Source organism: Pseudomonas sp. yb_5 (assembly GCF_043103865.1).
Taxonomy (GTDB): domain Bacteria; phylum Pseudomonadota; class Gammaproteobacteria; order Pseudomonadales; family Pseudomonadaceae; genus Aquipseudomonas; species Aquipseudomonas putida_Y.
Genome location: NZ_JBICKE010000016.1, coordinates 18,505 through 35,842, shown reverse-complemented (window position 1 = coordinate 35,842; position 17,338 = coordinate 18,505). Strand labels below are relative to the sequence as shown.

General features: G+C 61.5%; 12 protein-coding genes and 2 pseudogenes. 11 read left to right on the top strand and 3 right to left on the bottom strand.

Annotated features, from left to right (window positions below):
- Positions 1 to 61: 61 nt before the first annotated feature.
- The 3 genes and pseudogenes from ACF8GF_RS02050 to ACF8GF_RS02040 form a co-directional block, all read right to left on the bottom strand.
- Positions 62 to 1,504 carry a SulP family inorganic anion transporter gene (locus ACF8GF_RS02050; RefSeq protein ID WP_021783216.1) on the bottom strand — a complete coding sequence of 481 codons (1,443 nt, stop codon included), beginning with the start codon at positions 1,502 to 1,504 and terminating at the stop codon, positions 62 to 64.
- A gap of 82 nt (positions 1,505 to 1,586) precedes the next feature.
- Positions 1,587 to 2,054: pseudogene (locus ACF8GF_RS02045) on the bottom strand (S8 family serine peptidase); the annotation flags it as partial.
- A gap of 146 nt (positions 2,055 to 2,200) precedes the next feature.
- On the bottom strand, positions 2,201 to 3,376 hold the full coding sequence (locus ACF8GF_RS02040) for a hypothetical protein (protein WP_209967153.1): 1,176 nt from the start codon (positions 3,374 to 3,376) through the stop codon (positions 2,201 to 2,203).
- Between the two features lie 125 nt (positions 3,377 to 3,501).
- Here ACF8GF_RS02040 and ACF8GF_RS02035 point away from each other — a divergent pair, with 125 nt between their 5' ends.
- From ACF8GF_RS02035 to nuoH, 11 genes and pseudogenes are all read left to right on the top strand, one after another.
- On the top strand, positions 3,502 to 4,266 hold the full coding sequence (locus tag ACF8GF_RS02035; protein WP_392488432.1) for a secretin N-terminal domain-containing protein: 765 nt from the start codon (positions 3,502 to 3,504) through the stop codon (positions 4,264 to 4,266).
- Between the two features lie 490 nt (positions 4,267 to 4,756).
- Complete coding sequence (aceA, locus tag ACF8GF_RS02030; protein ID WP_176682218.1) at positions 4,757 to 6,082, top strand: isocitrate lyase; 1,326 nt, start codon at positions 4,757 to 4,759, stop codon at positions 6,080 to 6,082.
- Between the two features lie 242 nt (positions 6,083 to 6,324).
- Positions 6,325 to 7,596 (top strand): delta-60 repeat domain-containing protein, encoded by a 1,272-nt coding sequence (locus tag ACF8GF_RS02025; RefSeq protein ID WP_176682217.1) that lies wholly within the window; start codon positions 6,325 to 6,327, stop codon positions 7,594 to 7,596.
- A gap of 429 nt (positions 7,597 to 8,025) precedes the next feature.
- Positions 8,026 to 8,283, top strand: a pseudogene (locus tag ACF8GF_RS02020) (lysoplasmalogenase family protein); the annotation flags it as partial.
- A 383-nt stretch (positions 8,284 to 8,666) separates the two neighbouring features.
- Positions 8,667 to 9,080: an NADH-quinone oxidoreductase subunit A gene (locus tag ACF8GF_RS02015; RefSeq protein WP_003251427.1), complete on the top strand. Its 414-nt coding sequence runs from the start codon at positions 8,667 to 8,669 to the stop codon at positions 9,078 to 9,080.
- A gap of 9 nt (positions 9,081 to 9,089) precedes the next feature.
- Positions 9,090 to 9,767, top strand: coding sequence for an NADH-quinone oxidoreductase subunit B family protein (locus ACF8GF_RS02010; protein ID WP_176682215.1), 678 nt, complete (start codon positions 9,090 to 9,092; stop codon positions 9,765 to 9,767).
- 79 nt (positions 9,768 to 9,846) lie between these two features.
- Positions 9,847 to 11,628, top strand: coding sequence for an NADH-quinone oxidoreductase subunit C/D (nuoC, locus tag ACF8GF_RS02005; RefSeq protein WP_021783221.1), 1,782 nt, complete (start codon positions 9,847 to 9,849; stop codon positions 11,626 to 11,628).
- A 2-nt stretch (positions 11,629 to 11,630) separates the two neighbouring features.
- Positions 11,631 to 12,128 carry an NADH-quinone oxidoreductase subunit NuoE gene (gene nuoE / locus ACF8GF_RS02000; RefSeq protein WP_003251433.1) on the top strand — a complete coding sequence of 166 codons (498 nt, stop codon included), beginning with the start codon at positions 11,631 to 11,633 and terminating at the stop codon, positions 12,126 to 12,128.
- Positions 12,125 to 13,486 (top strand): NADH-quinone oxidoreductase subunit NuoF, encoded by a 1,362-nt coding sequence (nuoF, locus tag ACF8GF_RS01995; RefSeq protein WP_020192000.1) that lies wholly within the window; start codon positions 12,125 to 12,127, stop codon positions 13,484 to 13,486. The genes nuoE and nuoF overlap by 4 nt, the downstream gene beginning before the upstream one ends.
- Before the next feature lie 132 nt (positions 13,487 to 13,618).
- Positions 13,619 to 16,333, top strand: a complete 2,715-nt coding sequence (gene nuoG, locus ACF8GF_RS01990) for an NADH-quinone oxidoreductase subunit NuoG (protein WP_209967160.1) — start codon at positions 13,619 to 13,621, stop codon at positions 16,331 to 16,333.
- Entirely contained in the window at positions 16,330 to 17,337 is a 1,008-nt protein-coding gene (gene nuoH / locus ACF8GF_RS01985) for an NADH-quinone oxidoreductase subunit NuoH (RefSeq protein ID WP_051098956.1), read from the top strand. The genes nuoG and nuoH overlap by 4 nt, the downstream gene beginning before the upstream one ends.
- Position 17,338: the final 1 nt, after the last annotated feature.

Sequence of the window (17,338 nt, the reverse complement as noted above, 5' to 3'; positions counted from 1 at the left end):
ATGCGATCCCTCGTAGGAGCGGGTTTACCCGCGAAGAGGCCGGCACAGACACCAACAATTTTCAGTGCTGCTCGCCCGCCCGCTTCAACAGCTTCTTGCACCGATCCGACAAATGCACCACGCGCAAATGCTTGCCCGCCTTGGCATAGCGCTCGCGCAGGGTTTTCAGCGCCGCAACCGCCGAATAATCGACAAAGCTCAAATGCTGGCAATCCAGCGTGACCTGGGCCGGGTCCCCGGCCGTGTCGAACTGGTTGAGGAACGAGGTGGTCGAGGCGAAGAACAGCGTGCCATGTAACTGATAACGCTTGCCGCCCCCCGCGTCCTCATGGGTGTCGGCATACAGCTCGCGCGCATGCTGCCAGGCAAAGTTGAGCGCCGCGATGATGATACCGAACAGCACCGCCATGGCCAGGTCAGTGAACACCGTGACCACGGTCACCGCAATGATCGCCAGCACATCATTTACCGGCACCTTGTGCAACACCCGCAACGACGCCCAGGCAAAGGTCTGCTGGGCCACCACGAACATCACCCCGACCAGCGCTGCCAGTGGAATACGCTCGATCAGCGGCGACAGGAACAGCACGAACAGCAGAATCATCACACCGGCCACTACGCCCGACAACCGGCCTCGGCCATTGGAGCTGAGGTTGATCACCGTCTGCCCGATCATCGCGCAGCCGCCCATGCCGCCGCAAAGGCCCGACACCATGTTCGCAGCGCCCAGTGCCACACACTCGCGGTCCGGGAAGCCACGGCTCTCGGTGATTTCATCGGTCAGGTTGAGGGTGAGCAGTGTTTCCAGCAGGCCGACCATAGCCATCAGCACCGCATAAGGGGCGATGATCTTCAGGGTTTCCAGATTCCAGGGCACATCCGGCAGGGCCAGCCCAGGCAGGCCACCAGCGATGTGCGCCATGTCACCCAGGGTGCGGGTAGGCAGCCCGAGCAAGTACACCAGCAGGCCGACACCGAGGATCGCCACCAGAGCCGGCGGCACCGCGCGGGTCAGTTTCGGCAGCACATAAACCACCGCCATGGTCAGCGCCACCAGGCCGACCATCAGGTACAGCGGCGTGCCAGTGAGCCAGTGTTCGCCGTCCTTGAAATGCTCCAGCTGAGCCATGGCGATGACGATGGCCAGACCGTTCACGAAGCCGAGCATGACCGGGTATGGCACCAGGCGCACCAGCTTGCCCAAGCGCAGCACGCCGAACAGGATCATGACCACGCCACCCAGCAGCACCGTCGCCAGCAGATACTGCGCGCCGTGCTGCACCACCAGCGCGACGATCACCACCGCCATCGAGCCGGCAGCGCCGGAGATCATCCCCGGCCGCCCGCCGAACAGCGCCGTCAGGGTACAAATGATGAACGCGCCATACAGGCCCATCAGCGGGTTGAGGTGGGCCACCAGGGCAAAGGCGATGCACTCGGGGACCAAGGCGAACGAGGTGGTGAGGCCGGCGAGCAGGTCGGCGCGTAGTCGGGCGGGCTTCATGGGCTTCCTGTGGTTCAGTCCGGAGGACGATTTAAAAACGAGGGGCGGGATGTTACGGAATTTGTCGAAAAGCGGCCACCGCTCAACGCACACGTTCCAGGCTCTGCACGGCCAGGTCCAGCGCACGCTGCATGTCCAGGCGCGCCGAACGGCCCAGATCCGGGTCGTTCAGGCGACCGGATCGGCGCCGTCAGGTCTTCGGCATCCATCGCTTCGAAATCCTGTTCGACGCCCAGGGTCAAGGCACTGCGCCGCAACAGCATGCGCACCTGTTCCGGGGTAAGTGCCGGGTTGATCGACAGCATCGTCGCCACAGTGGCAGTCACCAAGGGTGTTGCGTACGACGTGCCGCAATGCGCAGCCTCGGCTGACACTGGGCGTATGCAGGCAGCAGCACTGACATCCACGCGCATGTCGATGTTGGAACTGTGGCGCTTGCGTAGCCGCTCATCGCCAGCCCGGAGCGCACCAGCGAATCGACCTCATCACCCTTCACATTGCGTGCCCCGACCCGGTGAATGCCCCAGCTCCAGTTCAACACCCGCTCACCGCAACGCTGCAGCTGCTTGATGCGCAGCGTGTCCGCTGCAGCCTGTGCACCAAGACTGCAAAGCCATAACAGCAAGATCAGGACACCGTTCATGCAATCACCCCACGCGCTCCCTGTGAGTGCGACTTACGGGGCATCTCAAAGGTTCACCTGTGGCTGGCAACTGCCTGGTCGCGGGCGAGCCATTCGGCCATGGAAGTATCTTCCAACGCGTACTCGCCACGATTGGCTTTCCATACCAGCTCCTTGTCGCGCAGGGCATCAAGGGCCTTCTGTACGTTTGCCGTGTTGACGTTGGCTACCGCCTGGGCCTGCTCCAGCTTGCGGCTGACCTCTACCAGGGTTTGCTCGGTAAACGGGGAAAACGGCTGCCGGCCCAGCGTGCGCTCGGCCATGACCTCTAGCACTGCCTGCTGCAACGGCGTAAGTTCGTTCCAAGCGCTTTCGTAGTCACTCCACACCCCGGCTTGATGATTCAGCGCCCCATTGCGCAGCAGTTCACCCAGGTTGCCCGCCTCACCCAGGCCGACGCTAACTTCGGCCAACAGTTTGTTGAGCATTTCCGGGCGCCGGCCGACCAGTTCGAACGCGTATGCCAGGTCCTCTACCTTGAACTGGTTACTGTCGGCCAGGCGACGGTTCCACAGGGCGGTGATGAATTCGACATATTCACGCCCCAGCAACGGAAAGGGCGTGATGCTGGCACCAAAGAATGGCTGCTTGCTCTTGAGTACCAGGTTGGCCAGCTTGTCGCGACTAGAGCCCGTGAACACCAGGCGCAAGCCGTCCGGACGGTCCCCACGGTTAAGGTGGTCACGCGCGGCTTTCAGCGCGAACATCGCATTGAGGCCATCTTCACTGTTAAGGGCGTGCTGAGCCTCGTCGATGATCAGCACTACCAGCTGCCCTGACACTTGATGCAACACGGCAAGCGCCTGGGCCAAGGTAGTACCCGCCGGCAGTTGCGGGCGGGTGAAATCCCAGCTCAGGGTGCGCAGCAGGTTGACCTTGTCGATACCGGCCTTTTTCGCAGTCCTGGCCAGCGCACCTTCGAATCTGGCCAGCGCAGTACCGATGGCGCCACTGATGAGCTGCGCAGGGGCGGCGTCGCGATCCGACCACAGGTCGACGTAAACCGGTAGCCAACCGCGCTGTACGCATTCCGGTATGAAGTCGTTGTTGAGGAAGGTGCTCTTGCCCGTACGCCGGGGCGCGGCCAGGAACATGCCCGAGCTGTAATCGACCAACGACTCGCCGGCCAAGTCTTGGGCCAGTGCGTTGGCCAACTGATTACGGCGTAGGAGCGGGCGAACGGGAGACATGCAATTAACCTCAATTATCTTGCCTACTATAATTTATAGCCTACAAGATAAATCAGGATAATACGACCGTCTGCAACCGCGCCGGCGTGATCCGGATCCGGCAAAAAGTCAGCAAATTTGCCATCATGTTGGTTCCACCTGCGGAGATCATGGACATGCCGCTACGCCCCCTTTTCGCCTCCCTGTTGCTGGTTGCCAGCCTCACCACCCATGCCGCCACCGAGGTGGTGCCACTTCAGCATCGCAGCAGCGCCGAACTGCTGCCCGCCCTGCAGGCCTTCATCGGCAAGGACGGCACGATCAGCGCCTTCGAGAACAAACTGATCGTCAACGCCAGCCCCGAGCGCATCGACGACCTGCGCGCCCTGTTGCAACAACTGGATACCGCGCCCAAGCGCCTGCTGATCAGCGTCGACAACAACGATAGCAATTTCCAGGACAACCGCGGCAACGCACGCGTCATTCACTACGGCACCCGCAACCGCGATGGCGGGATGCAGCAGGTACAAGCCAGCGAAGGGCAACCGGCACTGATCCAGGTGGGCCAGAGCATCCCCATTACCAGCACCAGCACAGACGGCTATGGGCGCATTCAGAGCAACACCGAATACCGCAACGTGACCCAAGGCTTCTACGTAATCCCGAGCCTGAGCGGCGAAACGGTTCGTCTGCAAATAAGCAGCAATAATGACCGCATCAGCCATGAACGTGCAGATGTAGTGAAAGTACAAAGTACCGACACGACAGTCACTGGCAAGCTCGGCGAGTGGATCACCCTGGCGGGGTTCAACCAGCAGAGCCAAGCCGACCGCAGCGCGTCAAGCCATACGTACAGCACCCAACGGGGTGAAAACATGACATTGCGTGTCAAAGTCGACCTTGTCGACTGATCCCAGGCAATTCAAGGCTTCGACCAAAGGCCTTGAAACTGACTGCCAAGTCGCATTAGACCAAAGATGTAGTAAGGACAAAAAAGCACTACAAAACATTTGACAGGGTCTTTTTCCCAAGGGCATGATGGCCTCGCTCCCGCTAATCAGGGGCCCTGGCAAGGGCCTTCGGGGCGCGCTCCTTCCACCCCAGGAGGCGCCTCGTGTCTATACGGCCCACAAGGCGGTTCGACGGGATTGCGACTGCAACGAAGAAGTTGTCCCGAGGGACGGAAGCGCATCACCGCAGTACTGGCAATCGCGTAGCACCGCAGCAAGGCAACCACGAGCCGACCTGCCGGAGCGCACCTTCGCCTGGCCTGCCCAACCTTCCCCTTCGAGCCTTCTCGTTCGCCGCCGCACCCCTGCGAACAGGACAGCCGCCAGGCACCTGATCTGCCCAGAGCATCAGCACAATTAACCCAAGATCGATGCGACGAGGTTTATTTCCATGGCACTGACACGCGAACAGCAAATTGCAGCCCTCGAGAAAGACTGGGCCGAGAACCCGCGCTGGAAAGGCGTGACCCGTACCTACACCGCCGCCGATGTCGTTCGCCTGCGTGGCTCCGTGCAACCTGAGCACACCTTTGCCCGTCAGGGTGCAGAAAAACTGTGGAAGCTGGTCACCGAAGGTGCCCACCCGTCCTTCCGCCCCGACAAAGATTTCGTCAACTGCATGGGCGCCCTGACTGGCGGCCAGGCTGTACAACAGGTCAAGGCCGGCATCCAGGCCATCTACCTGTCCGGCTGGCAGGTTGCCGCCGACAACAACTCGGCCGAGTCGATGTACCCTGACCAGTCGCTGTACCCGGTCGACTCGGTACCGACCGTGGTCAAACGCATCAACAACGCGTTCCGCCGCGCCGACCAGATCCAGTGGAAAGCCGGCAAGAACCCGGGCGACGAAGGTTACATCGACTACTTCGCGCCAATCGTGGCCGACGCCGAAGCCGGTTTCGGCGGCGTACTGAACGCCTACGAGCTGATGAAGAACATGATCGAAGCAGGCGCCGCCGGCGTGCACTTCGAAGACCAACTGGCCTCGGTAAAAAAATGCGGCCACATGGGTGGCAAGGTACTGGTACCCACCCAGGAAGCCGTACAGAAGCTGGTGGCTGCTCGCCTGGCCGCTGACGTATCGGGCGTACCGACCATCATCCTGGCCCGTACCGACGCCAACGCCGCCGACCTGCTGACCAGCGACTGCGACCCGTACGACCAGCCGTTCGTGATTGGCGAGCGCACCCGTGAAGGCTTCTACAAGGTCCGCGCCGGCCTCGACCAGGCCATTGCCCGCGGCCTGGCCTACGCCCCGTACGCCGACCTGATCTGGTGTGAAACTGCCAAGCCGGACCTGGACGAAGCCCGCCGCTTCGCCGAGGCGATCAAGAAGGAGTACCCGGACCAGATCCTGTCCTACAACTGCTCGCCTTCCTTCAACTGGAAGAAAAACCTGGACGACGCCACCATCGCCAAGTTCCAGCGCGAACTGTCGGCCATGGGTTACAAGCATCAGTTCATCACCCTGGCCGGCATCCACAACATGTGGCACGGCATGTTCAACCTGGCGCACGACTACGCCCGCAACGACATGACCGCCTACGTGAAGCTGCAGGAGCAGGAATTCGCTGACGCCAACAAGGGCTACACCTTCGTGGCGCACCAGCAGGAAGTGGGCACTGGCTACTTCGACGACATGACCACTGTGATCCAGGGTGGCGCTTCGTCGGTGACTGCACTGACCGGTTCGACCGAAGAAGAGCAGTTCCACTGATAGTGGGTTGCCTTTGAACAAAGGCCCGGGGCTTGAGAAAGCTCCGGGCTTTTGTTTTGCCACAATGCTTGTCGATACAAGCCATAGCGAAATCCATGATCAGGGCCATGCTTTCTCCGCAAAGACCACGGAAAACAGCCAGGGCTAATGGGCTCTTCTCATGCAGAGCCTAGTATTATTGCCAGTTTTTCAGTCCCACACCTTCTGAGAGGCTAGCGACTCCCCCAAACAGGAGTCGCATCATGCCAACCATCCTCAACGCTGGCGAGCTGGACCCAGCGTATGCGTCGCAAGGCCGTTTTTCGCACCCAAAGTACGACCATCTCGGCCCGATTGCGATAATCGAATCAACTCAAAAAACACTTATTTCCTCGGCGCCCCGAAACGCGACAGCCCTCAAGCTGCTATGCCTTGAGCCTGACGGTACGCTTGACCCCGAATTCGGTTCGCAAGGTGTCACAACGATCGAATATGAAGGTGCCCTGCGGGTCTTTCTGTCTGAGATCATTACGGATGAAGCTGGGCAAATATTTGTGGTCGGCGACTACAACTACGCCCCGAATTCATATCACCCCATCGTCGTTCGCTTGCACGCCAATGGAAAGCCCGACACCAGTTTTGGCGAGGACGGGAAGCCCTATCGGATTTATCCTTCGGTCAGCTCCACAACCAATGCCTGGCCGACCGATTTGGCATCGCCCACCAAGGACAGCAGTTCGTCTTCCCACGACAACGACGGCGCGGGCATACGGAACGGAGTGCTCTACTTCCGCTCGCGCGACCACATTGTTGCAATCACGCTGAAAGGGGACCTGGCTACCGACTTCAATGGCACAGGCTACTGGCGCGCTGCGCACGGCAACGACCCAGTACTGCTGGGGGCACTGGCACTGAATGAACATGGTATTTATGCGGCGTACGCGCCCTTACCTACTGAAGACTTCAAGAACCACGTCATCGTGACCCGCCTCGATGAGCACGCCAAGATCGACAGGACATTTGCCGACGGCGGTTATCTGCACCTGCATACGCCAGGCCACACGCTGCTTCCTGTGCTGCTCAAGCAGTCAACCTCCAATCATCACTTCGTGCTGGCGTGCCGCACCGACATCAACACTTACGATGAGGGTACCGCGCTCATGTCGTTTAACAGCGACGGCACGCTGAACAACGGTTTCAATGAAGGGAGACCCGTCATTGTCGAAAAGACCCCATCGGTAATGGCCTCCGCGTTAGATCTGTCCTTTGACGCAAGATCCGGCAACGCCGAGAAAATTTACCTGACCGTGCTTTATGAAAATGCAAAGCCAGAGGGCCATTTTGTCACTCTGCGCTTCAACAGCGACGGCAAACCTGATCATGATTATGGCGCCAGTGGCTGGGCCTTCGTCGGAGAGCGCGGGATGGCCTCATGGATCCGCTGCCAACGCAATGGTCAACCGCTTGTCGCCTGCAATCTCAAGCTTCCGACAGATACCAAAAACGGCCTCTACGTGGTACGCCTCGGCGCCTGAAACAAAAGCGGGGCCGATCGGCGACAAGGAAGAACAGTTCCACTGCTAGTGGGTTGCTGTAGAACAAAGGCCTGGTGCTTGTGAAAGCACTGGGCCTTTGTTTTTTTGGGGGGCTACCCATTGCCCAATCCCCTGAAATTTCTCGGCTACCTTGCCCGGCCCTTGTCTCACACTAATCAGCTTGACGCTTCAGGTGTTCTGCATCCGAATGCGTCTGGGCGACATGGTGCCTGTCACAAGGTTTGCGGTGCCGCGCGAGCGGCGCTCTCCCGCAGGCGCCGCATACCTGTCGCCAAACCAATGCCCCCCTACAATCCAAAGGCATGACCAGCAAAACCCAGGATCAGGTCTATGCTTGAGGCAGCGCAGCAGCAAGGACCTCTGCCAAGCGACCTGATGATTCTCGCCCTGGCTGCCGCCGCTCTCTATATATACGCCCCGGCCATCAACACCACGCTCTGGCGCGCCTTGGCCTGCAACGGTTTGGCGGTGCTCGGTGCCGGCCTGCTCGTGAGCTCGGACAGCCTGATCGGCATCGAACGCATCGCCAGCCCGTTCGCCGCCGCACTGCACCTGATCATCCTCGCTTGCTGGCTAGACCAATGGGCCATCGCTTCATCAGTCGGTCATCGCTCCACCGATAAAGTATTGACCCAGAGCGGTGCGCGCAGTATCGAGAGCTGCTAGAACAAGCGTTTTTTGCATTTGCAAGTAGGGGGAGTCGCCAGATGAACTTTACAAGGCACAGAACAGGCAAATTCAAAGGTAGCAAGCCAAATGATATTAATTATCATTACGAAACTTGCAATTCGTTACCGTCCGCAAGAAACATAATTGACAAAACCGCGCGTAATGCCCGAATTTCAAGGCTCTCAGCCAGTTACGAAGGTTTTTTGTACTTAATCCTACGAATAAATTTGCGACAGAAATTTTACTTGCACCAGGTTTACCCATAAAATCAGCGGGATTGATTCGGCTGCGACATTTGGTCACTGCATGTGCGACGCCAAGTCGCCGCTCTACACTTATTTCAGACTGCAGAGCTGGGTCTCTGTATAAGGATCTCTAGCATGTCCGATTCGGCAGGACTCATCGCCCACAACTGGGGCTTTGCCATCTTCCTCCTGGGTGTCGTCGGCCTGTGCGCCTTCATGCTCGGCCTGTCCAGCCTGCTCGGTAGCAAGGCCTGGGGCCGCGCCAAGAACGAACCCTTCGAATCCGGCATGCTGCCCGTCGGCAGCGCTCGCCTGCGCCTGTCCGCCAAATTCTATCTGGTCGCGATGCTGTTCGTGATCTTCGATATCGAAGCCCTCTTTCTCTTTGCATGGTCTGTGTCCGTCCGCGAAAGCGGCTGGACCGGATTCGTCGAAGCACTCGTTTTCATAGCAATTCTGTTGGCAGGTCTTGTCTACCTATGGCGCGTCGGGGCACTTGATTGGGCTCCCGAAGGTCGCCGCAAGCGGCAAGCGAAGCTGAAACAATGAGGCTTTGGCATGCAATACAATCTCACCAGAATCGATCCGGATGCGCCCAACGAGCAGTACCCGGTCGGTGAACGGGAAACCGTCACCGATCAACTGCTTGAGGACCAGGTCCACAAGAACATCTTCATGGGTAAACTTGAAGATGTGCTGAGTGGTGCGGTCAACTGGGGTCGCAAGAACTCCCTCTGGCCGTACAACTTCGGCCTGTCCTGCTGCTACGTGGAAATGACCACGGCCTTCACGGCACCCCACGACATCGCCCGCTTCGGCGCCGAAGTCATCCGGGCCTCGCCGCGGCAGGCCGACTTCATGGTCATTGCCGGTACCTGTTTCGTGAAAATGGCGCCGATCATCCAGCGCCTGTACGAGCAGATGCTCGAACCGAAATGGGTCATTTCCATGGGTTCGTGCGCCAACTCCGGTGGTATGTACGACATCTACTCGGTCGTTCAGGGGGTCGACAAGTTCCTCCCCGTGGACGTCTATGTGCCTGGCTGCCCGCCACGCCCTGAGGCTTTCCTGCAAGGCTTGATGCTGCTGCAGGAGTCGATCGGCCAAGAACGACGCCCGCTTTCCTGGGTTGTTGGTGATCAAGGTATTTACCGTGCCGAGATGCCAGCCCAGAAAGACCTGCGTCGTGAGCAGCGCATTGCAGTAACCAACCTGCGCAGCCCCGACGAAGTCTGATCCAGCGACCTGCCGCCCGCTCCCGAAGGAGCCGGCGGCCTGGCTTCATTCTTAACGTTGACCCAAAGCGACCGAGACCATGACAGCGGACAACGCTATTTTTATTCCGCCCTACAAGGCTGACGACCAGGATGTGGTCGTCGAACTGAACAACCGTTTTGGCGCCGAAGCATTCGTCGCCCAGGAAACCCGCACCGGTATGCCCGTGTTGTGGGTAAAACGCGCCCAGCTCAAAGAGGTGCTCAGCTTCCTGCGCGGCGTCGCCAAGCCTTACAGCATGCTGTACGACCTGCATGGCGTCGACGAGCGCCTGCGCACCCAGCGCCGTGGCCTGCCAGCCGCCGATTTCAGCGTGTTCTACCACCTGTTGTCGATCGAGCGTAACAGCGACGTGATGATCAAGGTGTCGCTCAGCGAAGGCGACCTGAACCTGCCGACCGTGACGGGCATCTGGCCAAACGCCAACTGGTACGAGCGCGAAGTCTGGGACATGTTCGGCATCGACTTTGCCGGCCACCCGCACCTCAGCCGCATCATGATGCCGCCGACCTGGGAAGGTCACCCGCTGCGCAAGGACTACCCTGCCCGTGCGACCGAGTTCGACCCCTACAGCCTGACCCTGGCCAAGCAGCAGCTTGAAGAGGAGTCGGCACGCTTCAACCCGGAAGCCTGGGGCATGAAGCGTCAGGGTGCCAACGAGGACTACATGTTCCTCAACCTCGGCCCCAACCACCCTTCGGCGCACGGTGCGTTCCGTATCGTCCTGCAGCTGGACGGGGAAGAGATCGTCGACTGCGTACCGGACATCGGCTACCACCACCGTGGCGCCGAGAAAATGGCCGAGCGCCAGTCCTGGCACAGCTTCATCCCCTATACCGACCGTATCGATTACCTCGGCGGGGTGATGAACAACCTGCCGTACGTGCTTGCGGTCGAGAAGCTGGCGGGCATCCAGGTGCCGCAGAAGGTCGACGTGATTCGCATCATGCTGGCCGAGTTCTTCCGCATCACCAGCCACCTGCTGTTCCTGGGCACCTACATCCAGGACGTCGGCGCCATGACACCGGTGTTCTTCACCTTCACCGACCGCCAGCGCGCCTACACCGTGATCGAAGCGATCACCGGTTTCCGCCTGCACCCTGCCTGGTATCGCATCGGTGGCGTCGCTCACGACCTGCCACGCGGCTGGGACAAGCTGGTCAAGGACTTTGTCGAGTGGCTGCCCAAGCGTCTCGACGAATACACCAAGGCCGCCCTGCAAAACAGCATCCTCAAGGGTCGTACCATCGGCGTTGCCGCGTACAACACCAAGGAAGCGCTGGAATGGGGCACCACCGGTGCCGGCCTGCGCGCTACCGGTTGCAACTTCGACCTGCGTAAAGCCCGCCCTTACTCCGGCTACGAGAACTTCGAGTTCGAAGTACCGCTGGCCCACAACGGCGATGCCTACGATCGCTGCATGGTACGTGTCGAGGAGATGCGCCAGAGTATCCGCATCATCGACCAGTGCCTGCGCAACATGCCGGAAGGCCCGTACAAGGCGGATCACCCGCTGACCACGCCGCCGCCGAAAGAGCGCACGCTGCAGCACATCGAGACCCTGATCACGCACTTCCTGCAAGTCTCGTGGGGCCCGGTCATGCCGGCCAACGAGTCGTTCCAGATGATCGAGGCGACCAAGGGCATCAACAGTTACTACCTGACGAGCGATGGCGGCACCATGAGCTACCGCACCCGGATCCGTACCCCGAGCTACCCGCACCTGCAGCAGATCCCTTCGGTGATCAAAGGCAGCATGGTCGCCGACCTCATTGCGTATCTGGGCAGTATCGACTTCGTTATGGCTGACGTGGACCGCTAAGCATGAACAGCACGCTTATCCAGACAGACCGTTTCGCCCTGAGCGAAACCGAGCGCTCGGCCATCGAGCACGAAATGCATCACTACGAGGACCCGCGCGCGGCGTCCATCGAAGCCTTGAAGATCGTCCAGAAGGAGCGTGGCTGGGTGCCGGACGGCGCCATCCACGCCATCGGCGAAGTGCTGGGCATTCCGGCCAGCGACGTCGAGGGTGTCGCCACCTTCTACAGCCAGATCTTCCGCCAACCGGTCGGCCGCCACATCATCCGCGTGTGCGACAGCATGGTCTGCTACATCGGCGGCCATGAGTCGGTGGTCAGCCAGATTCAGAGCGAGCTGGGCATCGGCCTCGGCCAGACCACCGCCGACGGCCGTTTCACCCTGTTGCCTGTGTGCTGCCTGGGCAACTGCGACAAGGCCCCGGCGCTGATGATCGACGACGACACCTTCGGTGACGTGCAGCCGGCTGGCGTTTCCAAACTGCTGGAGGGTTACGTATGACCATTACTTCCTTCGGCCCGGCCAACCGCATCGCGCGCTCGGCCGAAACCCACCCGCTGACCTGGCGCCTGCGTGACGACGGCGAGCCGGTCTGGCTGGCCGAGTACGAATCGAAGAACGGCTACGCCGCAGCCCGCAAGGCGCTGGCACAGATGTCCGCCGACGACATCGTGCAAAGCGTCAAGGACTCCGGCCTCAAGGGCCGTGGCGGTGCAGGCTTTCCCACTGGCGTGAAGTGGGGCCTGATGCCCAAAGACGAATCCATGAACATCCGCTACCTGCTGTGCAACGCGGACGAAATGGAGCCGAACACCTGGAAGGACCGCATGCTGATGGAGCAACAGCCCCATCTGCTGGTCGAGGGCATGCTGATCAGCGCCCGCGCCCTCAAGGCCTACCGCGGCTACATCTTCCTGCGTGGCGAATACACCACCGCAGCGAAGAACCTCAACCGCGCCATCGATGAAGCCAAGGCCGCCGGCCTGCTGGGCAAGAACATTCTGGGCAGCGGTTTCGATTTCGAGCTGTTCGTGCACACCGGTGCCGGCCGCTACATCTGCGGTGAAGAAACCGCGCTGATCAACTCGCTGGAAGGCCGCCGCGCCAACCCGCGCTCCAAGCCGCCCTTCCCTGCCGCCGTTGGCGTGTGGGGCAAGCCGACGTGCGTGAACAACGTCGAAACCCTGTGCAACGTGCCGGCCATCGTCGCCAACGGCAACGACTGGTACAAGTCGCTGGCCCGCGAAGGCAGCGAAGACCATGGCACCAAGCTGATGGGCTTCTCCGGCAAGGTGAAGAACCCAGGCCTGTGGGAACTGCCATTCGGCGTTACCGCGCGCGAATTGTTCGAAGACTACGCCGGCGGCATGCGCGATGGCTTCAAGCTCAAGTGCTGGCAGCCAGGCGGCGCCGGCACCGGCTTCCTGCTGCCCGAGCACCTCGATGCACAAATGTACGCCGGTGGCATCGCCAAGGTCGGCACCCGTATGGGTACTGGCCTGGCCATGGCGGTCGACGACAGCATCAACATGGTGTCGCTGCTGCGCAACATGGAAGAGTTCTTCGCCCGCGAATCGTGTGGCTGGTGCACCCCATGCCGTGACGGCCTGCCGTGGAGCGTGAAGATGCTGCGTGCACTGGAAAGAGGCCAGGGCCGCGCCGAAGACATCGAGACCCTGCTGGGGCTGGTCAACTTCCTTGGCCCAGGCCGCACCTTCTGTGCTCACGCACCAGGTGCCGTCGAGCCGCTGGGCAGTGCCATCAAATACTTCCGCTCGGAGTTCGAGGCCGGTGTGGCGCCAGAAAGCGCTGCAACCCTGCGCCCCGACCTGGCGAAGCCGATCGTGGTCGGCGCATAACAAGATGATTAGGCGGGTGGTCCGTGCCACTCGCCAGCTTGCCGGCAGGCCCGAGCAATCGAGGCGTGTCGCAAGCTCACCGATTTCCATTAGCCACGCCCGCTCACGCGGGCCAACGAAGAACTTTGAACAATGGCCACTATCCACGTAGACGGCAAAGCGCTCGAAGTCAACGGTGCAGACAACCTGTTACAGGCATGTCTGTCGCTCGGCCTCGACATCCCTTATTTCTGCTGGCACCCGGCGCTTGGTAGCGTTGGTGCCTGCCGGCAGTGCGCAGTCAAGCAGTACACCGACGAGAACGACACCCGTGGTCGTATCGTCATGTCCTGCATGACCCCTGCTTCCGACGGCACCTGGATCTCCATCGACGACGAAGAGTCGAAGGCGTTCCGCGCCAGCGTCGTCGAATGGCTGATGACCAACCACCCGCACGACTGCCCGGTGTGCGAGGAAGGCGGTCACTGCCACCTGCAGGACATGACGGTAATGACCGGCCACAACGAGCGCCGTTACCGTTTCACCAAGCGTACCCACCAGAACCAGGACCTCGGCCCGTTCATCGCCCATGAGATGAACCGCTGCATCGCCTGCTACCGCTGCGTGCGCTACTACAAGGACTACGCCGGTGGTACCGACCTGGGCGTATACGGCGCCCACGACAACGTGTACTTCGGCCGCGTCGAAGACGGCGTGCTGGAAAGCGAGTTCTCCGGCAACCTGACCGAGGTCTGCCCGACCGGCGTATTCACCGACAAGACCCACTCCGAGCGCTACAACCGCAAGTGGGACATGCAGTTCGCCCCAAGCATCTGCCACGGCTGCTCCAGCGGTTGCAACATCAGCCCGGGTGAGCGCTACGGCGAACTGCGCCGTATCGAAAACCGCTTCAACGGTTCGGTCAACCAGTACTTCCTGTGCGACCGCGGCCGCTTCGGCTACGGCTACGTCAACCGCAAGGACCGCCCACGCCAGCCACAACTGGCCGACGGCACCAAGCTGGGCCTGGACGCCGCCCTGGACAAGGCCGCCGACCTGCTGCGCGGCCGTACCATCGTCGGTATCGGCTCGCCACGCGCCAGCCTCGAAAGCAACTACGGGTTGCGTGAACTGGTCGGCACCGAACACTTCTACTCGGGCATGGAAGCCGGCGAGCTGGCCCGCGTGCGCCTGGCGCTGAACGTGCTGAACAACAGCCCGCTGCCCGTGCCGACCCTGCGCGACATCGAAGACCACGACGCCGTGTTCGTGCTCGGTGAAGACCTGACCCAAACCGCTGCCCGCGTTGCCCTGGCCGTGCGCCAGGCCACCAAAGGCAAGGCCGAGGCCATGGCCGAAGCCATGAAAGTGCAGCCGTGGCTTGACGCTGCCGTTAAGAACATTGGCCAGCACGCGCTGTACCCGCTGTTCATCGCGTCCCTGGCTGAAACCAAGCTGGACGACGTCGCCGAAGAGTGCGTGCACGCCGCCCCGGCCGACCTGGCCCGCATCGGTTTCGCCGTGGCCCACGCCATCGACCCAAGCGCCCCTGCCGTCGAAGGCCTGGACGCCGAAGCCAAGGCCCTGGCCCAGCGTATCGCCGACGCCCTGGTCGCCGCCAAGCGCCCACTGGTCGTAGCCGGTACTTCGCTGGCCGACCCGGCGCTGATCGAAGCCGCTGCCAACATCGCCAAGGCCCTGAAGCTGCGCGAGAAGAACGGCTCGCTGAGCCTGGTGGTGCCTGAGGCCAACAGCCTCGGCCTGGCCATGCTCGGTGGCGAGTCGGTCGATGCCGCCCTGGACGCGGTCATCAGCGGCAAAGCCGACGCCATCGTCGTGCTGGAAAACGACCTCTACGCCCGCGTACCGGCCGCCAAGGTCGACGCAGCCCTGGCTGCAGCCAAGGTGGTGATCGTTGCCGACCACTCCAAAACCGCCACCGTCGACCGCGCCCACCTGGTGCTGCCGGCCGCCTCGTTCGCCGAAGGCGACGGTACCCTGGTCAGCCAGGAAGGCCGTGCCCAGCGCTTCTTCCAGGTGTTCGACCCGCAGTACCTGGACAGCAGCATCCAGATCCACGAAGGCTGGCGCTGGATGCACGCCCTGCGTGCCACCTTGCTGAACAAGCCGGTTGACTGGACCCAGCTGGACCATGTCACCAGCGCCTGCGCCGAAGCCGCCCCGCAACTGGCCGGCATCGTCAACGCCGCGCCAAGCGCCGCGTTCCGCATCAAGGGCATGAAACTGGCACGAGAGCCGCTGCGTTACTCCGGCCGTACTGCCATGCGCGCCAACATCAGTGTGCACGAGCCGCGCACGCCGCAAGACAAGGACACCGCGTTCGCCTTCTCCATGGAAGGCTACTCGGGTTCGGCCGAACCGCGCCAGCAGGTGCCGTTCGCCTGGTCGCCGGGCTGGAACTCCCCACAAGCCTGGAACAAGTTCCAGGACGAGGTCGGTGGCCACCTGCGTGCCGGTGATCCAGGCGTACGCCTGATCGAGTCGCAAGGCGACCGCCTGAACTGGTTCAACACCATTCCGGGGGCCTTCAACCCGGCCCGTGGCACCTGGACTGCCGTGCCGTTCTTCCACCTGTTCGGCAGCGAAGAAAGCTCCTCGCGCGCCGCTCCGGTTCAAGAGCGCATCCCGGCTGCCTACGTGGCCCTGGCCAAGTCCGAAGCCGACCGCCTGGGCGTCAACGAAGGCGCCCTGCTGAGCCTGAACGTTGCCGGTGTGGCCCTGCGCCTGCCGCTGCGTATCAATGAAGAGCTGGGCGCTGGCCTGGTCGCGTTGCCGAAAGGCCTGGCTGGCATTCCGCCTGCCATCTTCGGTGCATCCGTCGAAGGTCTGCAGGAGGCAGCACAATGAGCTGGTTCACCCCCGAAGTGATCGATGTGATCCTGACCGTGCTGCGGGCCATCGTGGTCCTGCTGGCGGTGGTGGTCTGCGGCGCGCTGCTCAGCTTCGTCGAGCGGCGCCTGCTGGGCTGGTGGCAGGACCGTTACGGTCCGAACCGCGTCGGCCCGTTCGGCATGTTCCAGATCGCTGCCGACATGCTGAAGATGTTCTTCAAGGAAGACTGGAACCCGCCCTTCGTCGACCGCATGATCTTCACCCTGGCACCGGTAGTGGCCATGAGCGCCCTGCTGATCGCCTTTGTGGTCATCCCGATCACCCCGACCTGGGGCGTTGCCGACCTGAACATCGGCCTGCTGTTCTTCTTCGCCATGGCCGGTCTGTCGGTCTACGCGGTGTTGTTCGCCGGCTGGTCGTCGAACAACAAGTACGCCCTGCTGGGCAGCTTGCGTGCTTCGGCACAGACCGTGTCGTACGAAGTGTTCCTGGGCCTGGCGCTGATGGGCGTGGTGGTGCAGGTGGGCTCGTTCAACATGCGCGACATCGTTGAGTACCAGGCGCAGAACCTGTGGTTCATCATTCCGCAGTTCTTCGGCTTCTGCACCTTCTTCATCGCTGGCGTCGCCGTGACTCACCGTCACCCGTTCGACCAGCCGGAAGCAGAACAGGAACTGGCCGACGGCTACCACATCGAGTATGCCGGCATGAAGTGGGGCATGTTCTTCGTCGGTGAGTACATCGGCATCATCCTCATCTCGGCGCTGCTGGTAACCCTGTTCTTCGGCGGCTGGCACGGTCCGTTCGGCATCCTGCCGCAACTGTCGTTCCTGTGGTTCGCACTGAAGACCGCGTTCTTCATCATGCTGTTCATCCTGCTGCGCGCCTCGATCCCGCGCCCACGCTATGACCAGGTGATGGACTTCAGCTGGAAGTTCTGCCTGCCGCTGACCCTGATCAATTTGCTGGTGACCGCTGCGATCGTGCTCTACAACACGCCAGCCGTCGCGGCCCAGTGAG